The following is a 12,646-nucleotide window of genomic DNA, read 5'->3' as shown; positions in this document are numbered from 1 at the left end:
CCCACACCGCAATGACCGTTTTACCAGCGCACCAGGCCCTTCTGCCAACGCAGCAGCCAGTTGCGCACCGCGAACATGATGGCGGTGAGCGTGGCGAAAATGGCTATCATGGCGAACACGTAAGCGAACACCACGCCGAAGTTCGCGATGGTGCCCCACGTGCTCACGGCCAGGGCCAGGCCCGACCGCACACCGCACAGCTCGGCCGCCGACAGCGCGCCGAACGAGCCCGCCAACGCCATGAACAGCGCGTCGGCCAAGGCCGGCACCGCGTTGGGTATCATCACGTGCGCCACGATGCGGAACCTCGAGCAGCCCAGCGTCTGGGCGCGCTCGATGAGCGCGTGGTCGGTGTTCTTGAGGGCGTTTGACAGCATGAGCGTCATGGGGAACCACACCGCCAGCACGATGGCGGCCACGGAGCCCGCATGGCTCGAGCCGAACAGCTTCACGAACACCGGCAGCCACACCAGGCCGGGCACCGGGCCGATGATCTTCAGAAGCGGCGACAGCCAGTAGTTGGCCAAACGCGAGCAACCGCACAGCACGCCCGACGCGAAGCCCACCAACAAGCCCATGACCAGGCCCTCCGCCAGCAACAACAGGGAGGCCTGCGCAGATTCGAGCACCTTCAGGTAGTTCACGCAAAGCTGCTCGAGCACCTTGTCGGGGCTGGGGATGAACGGCAGCTTCATGTAGCCCGTCTTCAACGTGGCGATATCCCATATCTCGAAGAACAAGAACACCCAGGCCAAAAGCCACGAGAACTGCAGCGCCTTCTTGCGAACCGGCACGACCAGCAGCCCCACCAGCCACACCACCGCCCACACCGCCGCGCACCCTAGCAAAAACGGCGCCCAGTACTTCGGGACGTACGTGGCCGGATACACGTTGGGAACCAGCATATGCACGGCGTATGCGACGAAGATGCCCGCGAAGGGGATGAGCATTTTCGCGGCCTCGCGCGGGCGGGCGCGCAGGATCTTGCGCTGCTCCTCGGGCACGTCGATACCGCGCGCCATCTGCTTCTTGAGCGACCCCTCGTCGATAACGGGGAACTCCGGCTCCATCACGTCCTCGGCCATGGCAGAATCCAAACCTCCGCTCCCTAATCGAACTGAAGCGCGTCGAGGATCTCGTGGCGCTTGGCAATGAACTCGTCGGATATGCGGTTGCGCGGATGCGGCAGGTCCACGGGGATCTCGGCGATCTTGGTGCCTGGGCGCGGGGAGAGCACGACCACGCGGTCGGCCAGGTACACGGCCTCCTCGATATCGTGCGTCACCAACAGCACGATGGGGTTGAACTTGGCGCAGATGCCCAGTATCTCGTCTTGGATGACCGCACGGGTGAACGCATCGAGCGCCGAGAGCGGCTCGTCGAGCAGCATGACGTCGGGGTCCATCACCAGCGTCTGCGCGATGGCCACGCGCGCCGCCATGCCGCCCGATATCTGGTGCGGATACGACTTCTCGAACCCGGTGAGCCCCATGAGGTCGATCATCTCCTGCACGCGACCCTGCTGCTCCTTGTACACACCGTTCGCCTTCAAGCCGAACGCCACGTTCTTCTCGATGGTGAGCCACGGGTACAGGTTCGCCTGCTGGAACACGAAGCCGCGGTTGGGATCGGGCTTGGTTATGGGCTCGCCGTTGTACGCGAGCGTGCCGCCCTGCGGCATATCGAGGCCGGCCACCAGGCGCAGGAACGTGGACTTGCCGCAGCCCGAGGGGCCGATGAGGGCGACAACTTCGCCGTGGTCCACTTCCAGGTTGAAGTTCTGGAGCGCGATGAGCTCGGTGCCGTCGTCCGATTTGAACGTGCGGAGAATGTCCTTCGCCACCAGATGATGCTCGGCCGCTACCACTGTATTGCCCCCTTAGACCATTTCATGACGTGTTTCTGGCATTTGAACAAGATGGTCAGCAAGACGAAGGCCATCAGAACGAAGATGATGATGGTGCTGAAGATGAGGTCGAACTCGTTCCAGCCCTGCGCGTAGTTTATGACCCAGCCCAAGCCCGCCTGCACGCCGAGCGTCTCGGCACCCACGAGCGAGGTCATGGAGAAGCACAGGCCCATGAACAGGCCCGTGAAGATGTTGGGCAGCACGGCCGGATAGATGACGCGCGTGATGATGCGAAACGGCGAGGCGCCCATGATCTGCGCGCGCTCGATGTACACCTTGTGCACGCCGCGGATGCCGCCGGACAGGTTCACCGAGAGCGGGAACCACGTGGTGAGCGCGACGAGGAACACCGAGGCCAGATGGCTGGAAGGCGCCAGCACCATGGCGATGGCCATCCACGCCGTGGACGGCACCGGGCCGATGACCTTGATGAACGGCTGCAGCCAGTAGTTGAAGAACCTGCTGTAGCCCATGAGCGTGCCGTAGACCATGCCGGCCACGAAGCCCAAGCCCACGCCCTGCAACAGCAGGCTGAACGATGCGGCGAAGTTCTTCCAGACCGTTGCGCCCTCCTCGAAGAAGACGCCGATAACCTTGTCGGGGCTGGGCATGACCGGCAGAAGCAGGTTGCCCGTCTTTACCGTCTCGTAGGTGTAGAACGTCAGCAGCGCCATAGCCGCGATGACAAGGCCCCAGAAATGGATTGTCTTCTGCCGGACGCGCGGGAACCACACCGACAGCACCGACAACGCCAGGAACACGACGAGCAGGGTTCGCAGGAAAAGCGGGTAGTACTGCTCCCGATAGCCCTCGGGGTACACCGAGGGCAGCAGGACGTCGAACGCGAGCGCAGCGCCGATGGCCGCCAGGGCGGCCGCCAGCTTCAGCGCGTCCTTCGCGCCGATGAACTCCACCTTGTTGAATACTTCTTTGACCGTCATCGGTTAGCGCGCCTCAGCGCATCCAGCCCTTCGAGGGGCCGTCGAGGACCTGCCAGCCGGAGGCGGCGAACATCTTGCGCAGCTGGGCGATGTTGCTGCCGCGACCGCCGTGCTCGGTGCGCTCCACGGTGTCGCGCGGGTTCGTGCCCACCTCGGCCCAGGCGAGGTTCGCGCCGGAGGCAGCGGTCATGACCGTGTTCGCCGAGCAGTTCAGGCGCAGGTCGCGCCCCGTGGCCAGACGGTAGACGGCTACCATGTTCGCGTTCGCCACGTCGGTGAGCATGCCGCGGTCGTACACGAGCGTGCCGGGCACGCCGATGCGCTTGCCCACGCCGGCCGACAGCGGGTTCGTGGAGATGCAGCGCATGGTGGCCTCGGTGAGCTCCTCGGGCGTGTGCTCCGGGCCCACCGGCTCCACGCAGGTGGACAGCGTGAGACCGGCCTCGCGCAGGTTGGCGAACGTCTCGAAGCGCTTCTCCACGGGGATCTCGGTGTCCTCGCCCTCGCGCATGCGTACCGCATGGTAGGCGCCGTTCGCGCCGGCGGCCTTGAGCTGGCGGCACTGGTCGAGCTGCATGTCGTCGGTGTTCACGAGCAGGGGCATGTCGGCCGGGATGACCTCGCGCACGCTGCCCACCATGTCCACCAGCTTGTCGAAGCTGTAGCTGGCCGTGGTGAGCATGAGGATGAGGTTCGCGCCCTCTTCCACGTAGAGCTTCGCGTATTCCAGCACATCCTCCTTCGGCAGCTCGTACTTGCCTTTGCGCACGTTGTTGCAGGCGGCGAACGAGCAGAACTTGCAGTTCTTCGGGCACACGGTGGAGTTGAGGCCGATCTGCGCGTGGATCTCGGCCACGCCGTCGGCGGCGATCATCGAGAGCTCCTGGCCAGCCCAGCGGATGTAGGCGGCCTCCTTGCTGGTCTCATCCACCTCGTAGAGCGCGAGCACGTCCTCCGCGGACAGGCCGTTGCCCTCGAGGCCCTTCTCGACGATGTCGTAGATCTCCTGGTCGAACACCTGCATGACTGCCTCCTCTTGCCTGCGGCGGATGATCCGGCGCCCCTCGCGCCGGCCGCCGACTAGCGCAAATCGTTGGTAAACGTTAGTATAAGCGTTACGCAATTGTAAGACATAAATTAATATTAGACAATATCAAGTAATTGGGCAGCACATGCAAAAACCGAGGAAACGAGGGGTTGTGGCAAACGGAAAGGCGTCGAAAGCGAGGGCGGGGAACCGGGCGGACCATCAACCGCTGCTCGAGCCGGAAGCACGGCCGCAGCCGTCAGAGGAAGAGCTTGAGCGCGCCTGCGGGCGCACGGCGGCGCTCGTGCTGGCAACCGACCTGGGCGCCACGCCGCTGCGCGTGACGTTCGAGGACGCTGACCGAGAGCCCGTGGTGTGCGGCGAGGGCGCTCCCCTGCCGCGCCCGCTGCAGCGCTACGAGGGCGTGCCGGCCGTGGGGCACGCGGTGGAAACCGCGCTGCGCTCGAGGCTGGCCGGCGTCACCGTGCTGGCGGGCGGCGATGCAGACATGCGGAAACGCATCGGGGAGGCGGCCGCCCAGGCGGCCCGCCGGGTTGGCGCCGAGCCGCCGGCGGTGGTGGCGCTCGACCGGCAGCGCTGCCGCGAGGCCACGCGGGCGGCGGCGGGCTTCGAGCTGTTCGGCTTCACCAAGGGCGTGCTCGACTACGCACGCGTCTGCCTCGATGAGCTGCCCGACGCCGATTCGGTGCTTCTGATGGCCTGCGACCAGGTGCGCATAACGCCCTCGCACGTACTGGACGTGTGCCGGACGTTCCGCGAGCAGCCGAACCTGGATGTTGTCACGTCGTGGATTGTCTGGCTTCGGCGCACGCCGCTTCTGCTCTCGCGCGCGCTGTTGGACGGCCTGGACGAGTCGCCGCTCGTCAAGGCGCGTGCGGAGGGAGCCGACCGGCCGCTGCCCGCCCTCGCCGTTGAAGAGGTGGTGTTCGGCGAGGAGCAGCTGGCGGCCAACGCCGCCGTGCCGCAGGCGGTGGAGGCGTTCTTCGACGAGTGCACGCTCTCGGCGCGCGAGGCGGTGCAGTTAGCGCGGGGCGAGCGGACGGCAACGGAGGCGGAGGCAAACGGCGAGGAGGGGCGTTCCGCGGCCGACGAGCACCTGCTGGGCATCGCCCGCCAGACGCTGGCACAGCTCGAGGGGGCCCTTGGAGCAGGCGACGCAACGGCCCTCGAGCGCGCCGACGCCTGGGGCCGGCGCAACCGCGGCGACTTCCCGCTGCTCGTGGACGCCGACCATCGCGACACGCTCGCCTACCTGGACTCGGCGGCCACCACGCAGCGGGCCTTCCGCTGCCTCGAGGCGCAGCACGCCTTCGACGCGCACGGCAACGCGAACGTGTACCGCGGCTCCTACGAGCTGTCGGCGAGGGCCACGGCCACGCTCAACGACGCACGCAAGACGCTGGAGGACTTCATCGGCGCCGACCGGCGGCAGACCGTGTACACGGCGAACGCCACGGCCTCGTGCAACCTGGTGGCGCAGGCCTGGGGCGAGCGCAACGTCGGCGAAGGCGACCTCATAGTCGCCACCATCGCCGAGCACCATTCCAACCTGCTGCCCTGGCTCATGCTGGCCGAGCGCACCGGCGCACGGCTGGAGTACGTGCCCGTGCAGGGCGACGGGCGGCTCGACCAGGATGCCTACCGCGCACTGCTCGCGCAGAAGCCGAAGCTCGTGTGCGTCGCGCACGTCGGCAACGTGCTGGGCATGGCGAACCCGGTGGAGCGCATGGCCGCCCAGGCGCACGAGACGGGCGCGCGGTTCCTGGTGGACGCGGCCCAATCGCTGCCGCACCTGCCCCTGGACGTGAAGGCGCTCGGGGCGGACTTCGTGGCGTTCTCGGCCCACAAGATGTACGGGCCGCTGGGGATCGGCGGTTTGTGGATAGCACCCGAGGCCTTTGCCGAGATGGATCCCGTGGCCAGCGGCGGCGGCGCCATCTCGCACGTGTCAGACACATCGTACTACCTGCGCCAAGGCGCCATCCAGTACGAGCTGGGCACGCCTCCCATCTCGCAGGCCATCGGCTGGGCAGGCGCCATCGACTACCTGCGCGGCCTGGGCATGGACGCCGTGGCCGCGCACAGCGCCGCGCTCACGCGCTACCTGGTAGCGGGGCTGCACGGCATCGAAGGAGTCACGGTGTGGGGCGACCACGACGCGCCCGACGGCGCCCTGGGCCTGGTGGCGTTCACGCTCGCAGGCGTGGCGCCGGCCGAGGTGGGTGCTGCCTGCGGCAGGCTGGGCGTGGCCATACGCTCCGGCGGGCACTGCGCGCTGCCTCTGGCCGCCCGCATGGGCGTAGTGGGCACGGCACGCGCGAGCTTCGGCGTGCACACCACGCGCGATGACGTGGAGGCGCTGCTGGTGGCCGTTGAGGCCTGTCGACAGCTGTACGAGGAGCGCCTATGAGCGGGAACGAGGGCAAGGCGGCTGACAGCCGCAAGGCCGGCCGCACGGCACGCGAAGGCATAGCGCGCCACTACGCCGACGTGGCGCGCGCCGCCGCGGGTGCGGCAGGCGCCACAAGCACCGCCGCCCCTTCCGCACCCTGCTGCTGCGAACCCGCAGCCGCCGGCGAGGCGTTCTCGCTGTACGCCCGCGAGGTGCTGGCCGGGCTACCGGCCAGGGCGCTCGCCGCGAGCCGCGGCTGCGGCGATCCCGTGGCCCGCGCGAACCTGCAGGCGGGCGAGCGCGTGCTGGACCTGGGCAGCGGCGGGGGCATCGATGCGCTCATAGCCGCCCGGCTCGTGGGCGCGCACGGGCATGTGTGGGGCCTGGACATGACGCCGGACATGGTGAAGCTGGCCCGCCGAAACGCCGCCGACGCGGGCATCGCCAACGTGGACTTCCTGGAGGGCGGCATCGAGCGCGCCCCTCTGCCCGACGCCAGCATGGACGTGGTCATATCGAACTGCGTCATCAACCTGTGCCAGGACAAGGCGGCCGCGCTCGCCGAGGCGCGGCGCGTGCTGGCACCGGGCGGGCGGCTCGTGGTGTCGGACATCGTGGCGCTGCGCCCCGTGCCCGCGGGCGCTTACGACGACCTGTGCACGCTCACCGGGTGCGTGAACGGCATCTCCTCCACCGATGCCTACGAGCGCATGCTGCGGGCCTGCGGCTTCGACCGCGTCGCCATCGAGCCGAAAACCGTCTACACGACCGAGGTGCTGGAGGAGAAGGCCATGCGCAAGGGCCGCGAGGCCGCCTTCCGGCGCGTCGCGGCGCAGGGTGGCGGCGGCACCTGCGGCAGCGCCATCGTGTTCGCCCGCGTCGAGGAGGAACGATGCTAGACCGTGAAGTCGAGGCCCTGGTTGACGGAGCCGTGAACGGGCGCACTATCGCGCGCGACGAGGCCGTGCAGCTGCTGGGGCTGGCCTCGTCCTCGCCCGAGGCGGCCTACGTGCGCTGGGGCGCCGAGCAGATCGCCCGCACCGCATCGGGCGGCATCGGGCAGATATACGCGCAGATCGGCGTGGACGCCAACCCGTGCCCCGAAGGCTGCGCGTTCTGCACGCTCTCCGCGGGGAACTCGCCGTGGAAGGGACCGGCCGAGGTGCCCCACGACGTGGTGGCCGACTACGCGTTCACGTTCGACCGGGCGGGCGCGCACCTTGTCTCGCTCATGTCCACGGCCGGCTACGACTTCGACCGCTTCCTGGACCTCGTGCGCACCGTGCGCCGCACCGTTTCGCCCGAGATGCCGCTCATGGCGAACATCGGCGACGTGGACTACGAGCAGGCGCGAGCCCTGCGGAAGGCGGGGGTGCAAGCGGCCTACCACACCCACCGTCTGGGCGAGGGAACCGTCACCACCATCGACCCGGCGCGGCGCCTGGCCACCTTCGAGGCGCTGCGCCGGGCGGGCCTCGTGCTGATGAGCGCCGTGGAGCCGGTGCACGAGGGCAGCGACCCCGCCGAAGTGGCGAACCGCATGTTCGAGGTGATAGGCCTGGCTCCCTACTGCGCGGGCGTCGGCGTGCTCACGGCTGCGCCCGGAACCGCCATGGAGCCATGCAAGCCCATCTCCCGCAAGCGCGGCGCGTACTTCGCCGCCGTCATGCGCCTATGCGCGGGCACGTCCATCCCGTTCGGCACCGGCGCCGGCAACGTGGTATGGGCCGATGCGGGCACGAACCCCCGCGGCCGCGACCTTCCCACCGACCTCGACTTCCTCAAGCGCGACGTCGCGCGCCTGCGCAAGGAACTCGTGCGCCAGGAGTGGCAGGTTCCCGCCCGCCCGCTCCCCGCATGGTTCGAGGGGAAAGGGCCGGCGATTCCCTCCGCCGGCCCGTGCCGAGGCAAGGGGGCGATCCATGCGTAGGAGGCTGCTCCCTTTGCTCTGTGCCGCGGTGCTTTCGCTCGGCGTTTTCAGCCTGCCCGGCTGCGCCGGCGACCAGAACGGGCAACCAGTCGGGGAAAGCGCGCCCGCCTCGCCGGCCATCGACGCAGCCTACCTCAAGGACCAGCGGGAGTCGTTCACGCTCGTCGACGTGCGCACGCCGGCCGAATACGAGGAAGGGCACATCCCCGGAGCGCTCAACATCGCTTACTCCTCGAGCCCCTGCACCGCCAACGGCGTCGGCGCCGATCAGAAGGCGCTCTACGAGCAGGCCGGCATCGATCTGAACGACCCGCTCGTCCTTTACTGCAAGACCGGCGTCCGGGCACAAGCGGCGGCCGAGGTGCTGCGGGCTGCCGGATTCGCCGACGTCGAAGTGTACCAGGGCAGCTGGTCCGACTGGTCGTCCGATCCCGCCAACCCCGTCGAGAAGTAACCGCCCGAACCCATCCGAACACCGCCCAGCAAGGAGAATCCCATGAACGTATCACCCGACATCGAGCACATCGTCGACGCTGCGCTCGCAGGAGAGCAGCCTGGCCGCGACGAGCTGGTCCGGCTCATGGACGTGAGCGAGTTCTCGCTCGACGCGTACTACATCAAGTGGGCAGCCGACCGGCGCCGCCGCGAGCTGAGCGACAACACCGCCGAGGTGCACGCGCAGATAGGCATCGACGCGAACCCCTGCTCCAAGAACTGCCTGTTCTGCTCGTTCGCCGCCGTCAATACCGCACGATCAGGCAAAATGGAGATGCCCGCCGAGCAGATAGTCGAGTATGCCAAGGCCTACGTCGAGCAGGGCGCTAACTGCCTCACCATCATGATCACCGCCGACTACGACTTCGGCCAGTACCTCGATAACCTGGCGCAGGTGCGCGAGGCCGTGGGGCCGGACATGCCCATTACGGCGAACATGGGCGACTTCGACCTGCCCATGGCCGAACAGCTGAAGGCCGTGGGCGTGGGCAGCGTGTACCACGCCGTGCGCATGGGCGAGGGCGTGGTGACCGACATCCCCCTCGACATGCGCTTCAACACCATCGAGGCGGCACATGCTGCCGGTCTCAAGGTGCTCACCTGCCTGGAGATGATCGACCCGCGCCACACCAACGACGAGGTGGCCGCGAACATGCTGCGCCTGGCGGCATGCAAGCCCCAGAAGGCCGGAGCATGGGGCATGATCCCCGTCCCTGGCACGCAGATGTGCGACGACGAGCACTACACGTTCCTCAAGTACGGGCTCTACGGCGATATCATGCGCCTGGCCTGCGGCCCCGAGACCCGCTTCAACAGCAACCTCGAGTGGGCCGAGGTGGGCACGAACCCCCGCGACGACAGCGACGCCACCGAGAAGAACGGTTTGGGCGAGTCGGTGGAGAAGGTGCGCACCGACTTCCAGCGCAACGGATGGAAGACGTTCCGCGGCCCGTCGCCCTGGTGGTAGAACGAGGCGCGACGACGCTCGGTATTCTGCGCGCGGGTTTATCCCGACATGGAGCCTGCGTGTTCGAAGCAGATGGCCGCCACTTGCCGCAGATAGTCCTCCGACAAGTACGTTTTCAGCAGTTCGAAGGTCTTCGCGTTTTTCAGGGGGCGTTCGGGATCGTGGTACTCGACCCAGGCGTTGCAGCTCCATGTGATGCCCAGCAGGCAGTTCGACCTCACGTAGGCCGGGAAGCGCTCGTCGAAGAAGCCTCGCGGGAACCGCCCGTCCACGGCCCGCCAGTACGCGTCGACGAACGCCTGCCGGGCCGGCGCGTCGAAAACGTAGTCGGTGTCCCATATGGTCGTGGTGGGCGAGAGGAAGTACGCCACATCCTGGGCCACCTCGCCGATGACGGGCTTTTCCCAATCCACCATGGATCCCGGCCCGTCGTCGGGGATGAGGAAGTGGGACGGCACGGCCTCGGTGTTCTGCACATGGCAGCAGTCCGCCTCGTCCACGGGTGCTGCCAGGGCCTCCTCCGTCAGCTCGAAGAACCGCTCGACGGCGCGGACCACGTGCCGTTCCTCCAAGGGCGTGCCCCGATAGGCGGCGAAGAACCCGCGGCAGGCTTCCAGCTGCGCACGCAGCGGGTCGTCGGGGCGGATAAGGCCGCAGCCGCTTTCCAGCTGCACGCTGTGGACGTCGGCCAGGATGCGCGCCGCCTCCTCCACGTTGCCCGGTTTGCCGAAGTCGAGATGCGAGCCCTCGCGAAACTCCGTCACCAGCACGCCGTGGTCGATGCGCGAGCGCGAGTTGTCCGCGAAGAGAGGCCGGGGCACGCGCCCGCTCGGCGCAAGCGCCTCCAGGGCCGCGCGTTCGTAGAGCACCTGGTCGTGAAGGCCCAATTGGCTGGCGTAGTTGATGCGCAGCACCAGCTTCCTTCCGGTTTCGGGGTGCGCGAACCAGAAGTTCGCGTTGTGCTCGCCCTGGCCGAGCGGGACGGGTTCCAACCCGGCGCCGCGGGGGATGCCCAAAGCGTCCCGAAGCTCGTCGTTGCCGTGCAGGAAACGCTCGGCAACCTCTGCCTGCGGCTCCATGGGAACCTCCTTAGTTTTCCGCCACACATTCGGCCGATTCTTCCCGGCGTGCGTCCGGCTGGCTCCCCTTGGGCGCACGTTCGACCGCCCAGCCTCGACCGCCTCTCTCGACGCGCGTTCGGCCGACCGGCCCTGCGGGCGCCTTCCGGCGCCCAGCCTCGCTCGGGTCCGCTCACTCTCCTGCGTCGTCGCGGTCCTCCGCCGCCCCATGTCGGGCGCGCACGTCTGCCGCCAAAACCTCCCACGTCGGGTTCTCCAACTCGTCCAACCGGGCCTTGAGCGCGGCGATCTCGCGTTTCCGGGCTGCCAGCTCGCTTTCGACCTGCTGCTTGCGCGCCCGCTCGAACACCCCCAAGCCGTCGTGCTCCCGTCGGAGCGCCCGCAGGCGCGCGCGGCACGCTTCGACGGCCTCGCGCGCCTCGTCCGCCTCGGCGGCGTGCTCCCGCTGGTACTCGCGCGCCTTCCTTTCGAAATCCTGCGGGCGCATGACGCCGCGCTCCTCCGCCATCGCGCGCGGGAACGCGTCGGGGAACGCCTCCAGCAGAGCCTCGATGCCCTCCACCTCACACAGCTTGAAGCAGCCGGCGAACAGGTTCTTGCCCAGTGACGCCACGGTCTCCGGCAGAGAAACGCGCGCGAGGTGGCGACAGCTTCTGAACGCCTCGGTGTCGATGCGCTCCAAGGACGGAGGCAGGCACAGCTCCTCGAAGGCGCAGCCGGAGAAAGCGCCGCTCCCCACCGCCTTCACATGGGACAGCAGGGGAAGCCCGGCCAAGCGGCTGCAGCCGGAGAACGCCTGGGCGCCGATGCCGTCCGCCTCGGCGCCGCCCGCGACCTCTTCCAGCTGCGAGCACTGCGCAAACGTCGACTCGCCCAACGCCAGCAGCCCGTCGGGCAGCTCGACCCGCTTAAGCGCGGTGCAGCCGGCGAACGCGCGCTCGCCCAGCTCGAACACGGCGGAGGGGATGCGCATCTCGCGCAGCGACGTGCAGTTGGCGAACGCCTCGGCGCCGATCGACTGCACGCTTTCCGGCAGCTCGACCGCCTCAAGCTCCGCATGGCCGGCGAACGCGCACGGAAGTATCTGCGTCACGCCGTCGGGCACGACAACGCGCACGTCGGAGCGCGTGTGGTACTTCTCGAGCACGAGAGTGAATCCGCGCATCCCGTCGTCCTCGAGGGGCTGCGCGGCGGGCTGTTCGGCAGGATCGCTGTCGTCAAAAGGGTTCATATTGCTCGATTATCCCATAAACGGGGCTGCATCGAAAGCGCGCGCCGTCGGTCGCACCGGCTTGCAAGGTCCTGCGGCAAGACGCTCCCCTTCCAAGGCGCCGCTCCTTCCTAGCGCACCGACAAGTCGTCCCAGGAAAGCAGCTCGATGCCCTCCCTTGCCGAAAGCAGGCCTCCGCCGAGCGCCTTGTCGATGATTCTCGAGATGTTTGAATCCATGTTTCCCGCTCCCTTCACGGCCGGCATCTTCTCTTCTATTGTAGACTATATCTACTAATTGATAAATGCTATTACTTGCATATCACGAGACTTCTACCAGCCCCTATGTAGGAACTATGGAAGAAAAAGTAAGATATGTACTAATACTAGATGATGTCTTACAATAGGTCTTGTCTGAAGCACAGCCGCAAGGCCTTCGATCTCTCCCCCTAAGAGTCGAAGGCCTTGCAGTTTCAAGACATGAGCCCTAGCCCCCTCCTGAAGGCTCAACCCTCCTTGATGAGAGAACCCGGCCAGCGTCGCCGGGTTCTCTCGTTCTGCGCTCCGCAGAACGAGAGAACCCTACTCCGGGCAGGCGGCTTCGCCCCGCACCACGGCGGGCCCGTCCATGCCCGCCGCGCCGCCCCTCCCCTCGTACTTCGCTATACTGCGAACG

11 protein-coding genes are annotated in these 12,646 nt (G+C 67.5%); 5 read left to right on the top strand and 6 right to left on the bottom strand.

Going from position 1 to position 12,646, the window contains the following annotated elements; genetic code table 11:
* Positions 1 to 20: 20 nt before the first annotated feature.
* From LB310_RS05390 to LB310_RS05375, 4 genes are read right to left on the bottom strand one after another with little or no spacing between them, the layout of a single operon-like run.
* Positions 21 to 1,097 (bottom strand): ABC transporter permease, encoded by a 1,077-nt coding sequence (locus LB310_RS05390; protein WP_301154706.1) that lies wholly within the window; start codon positions 1,095 to 1,097, stop codon positions 21 to 23.
* A gap of 11 nt (positions 1,098 to 1,108) precedes the next feature.
* Positions 1,109 to 1,867 carry an ABC transporter ATP-binding protein gene (locus tag LB310_RS05385; protein WP_301154705.1) on the bottom strand — a complete coding sequence of 253 codons (759 nt, stop codon included), beginning with the start codon at positions 1,865 to 1,867 and terminating at the stop codon, positions 1,109 to 1,111.
* Positions 1,861 to 2,850, bottom strand: a complete 990-nt coding sequence (locus tag LB310_RS05380) for an ABC transporter permease (protein ID WP_301154704.1) — start codon at positions 2,848 to 2,850, stop codon at positions 1,861 to 1,863. The genes LB310_RS05385 and LB310_RS05380 overlap by 7 nt, the downstream gene beginning before the upstream one ends.
* A gap of 13 nt (positions 2,851 to 2,863) precedes the next feature.
* Positions 2,864 to 3,874: a radical SAM protein gene (locus LB310_RS05375; protein WP_301154703.1), complete on the bottom strand. Its 1,011-nt coding sequence runs from the start codon at positions 3,872 to 3,874 to the stop codon at positions 2,864 to 2,866.
* A 175-nt stretch (positions 3,875 to 4,049) separates the two neighbouring features.
* Here LB310_RS05375 and LB310_RS05370 point away from each other — a divergent pair, with 175 nt between their 5' ends.
* The 5 genes from LB310_RS05370 to LB310_RS05350 are packed head-to-tail and all read left to right on the top strand — an operon-like array spanning position 4,050 to position 9,682.
* A complete protein-coding gene (locus tag LB310_RS05370; RefSeq protein WP_301154702.1) occupies positions 4,050 to 6,308 on the top strand; it encodes an aminotransferase class V-fold PLP-dependent enzyme in 2,259 nt (752 codons plus the stop codon).
* Positions 6,305 to 7,189 (top strand): methyltransferase domain-containing protein, encoded by an 885-nt coding sequence (locus LB310_RS05365; protein WP_301154701.1) that lies wholly within the window; start codon positions 6,305 to 6,307, stop codon positions 7,187 to 7,189. The genes LB310_RS05370 and LB310_RS05365 overlap by 4 nt, the downstream gene beginning before the upstream one ends.
* Positions 7,183 to 8,220 carry a hypothetical protein gene (locus LB310_RS05360; RefSeq protein ID WP_301154700.1) on the top strand — a complete coding sequence of 346 codons (1,038 nt, stop codon included), beginning with the start codon at positions 7,183 to 7,185 and terminating at the stop codon, positions 8,218 to 8,220. Before LB310_RS05365 ends, LB310_RS05360 begins: the two co-directional genes overlap by 7 nt.
* Complete coding sequence (locus tag LB310_RS05355; RefSeq protein WP_301154699.1) at positions 8,213 to 8,674, top strand: sulfurtransferase; 462 nt, start codon at positions 8,213 to 8,215, stop codon at positions 8,672 to 8,674. The genes LB310_RS05360 and LB310_RS05355 overlap by 8 nt, the downstream gene beginning before the upstream one ends.
* A 42-nt stretch (positions 8,675 to 8,716) precedes the next feature.
* Positions 8,717 to 9,682 (top strand): radical SAM protein, encoded by a 966-nt coding sequence (locus LB310_RS05350; RefSeq protein WP_301154698.1) that lies wholly within the window; start codon positions 8,717 to 8,719, stop codon positions 9,680 to 9,682.
* Positions 9,683 to 9,720: 38 nt separating this feature from the next.
* Here the strand turns inward: LB310_RS05350 and LB310_RS05345 are convergent, their stop codons facing one another.
* The gene (locus LB310_RS05345) at positions 9,721 to 10,761 is read right to left on the bottom strand and encodes a phosphotransferase family protein (RefSeq protein ID WP_301154697.1); all 1,041 of its coding nucleotides are present in this window, start codon (positions 10,759 to 10,761) and stop codon (positions 9,721 to 9,723) included.
* 172 nt (positions 10,762 to 10,933) lie between these two features.
* The gene (locus LB310_RS05340; RefSeq protein ID WP_301154696.1) at positions 10,934 to 11,992 is read right to left on the bottom strand and encodes a leucine-rich repeat domain-containing protein; all 1,059 of its coding nucleotides are present in this window, start codon (positions 11,990 to 11,992) and stop codon (positions 10,934 to 10,936) included.
* Positions 11,993 to 12,646 lie beyond the last annotated feature (654 nt).

This window comes from Gordonibacter sp. RACS_AR49 (assembly GCF_030418435.1).
Taxonomy (GTDB): domain Bacteria; phylum Actinomycetota; class Coriobacteriia; order Coriobacteriales; family Eggerthellaceae; genus Gordonibacter; species Gordonibacter urolithinfaciens.
The sequence above is the reverse complement of the archived record's forward strand: the minus strand, read 5'-3'. Positions and strand labels throughout refer to the sequence as shown.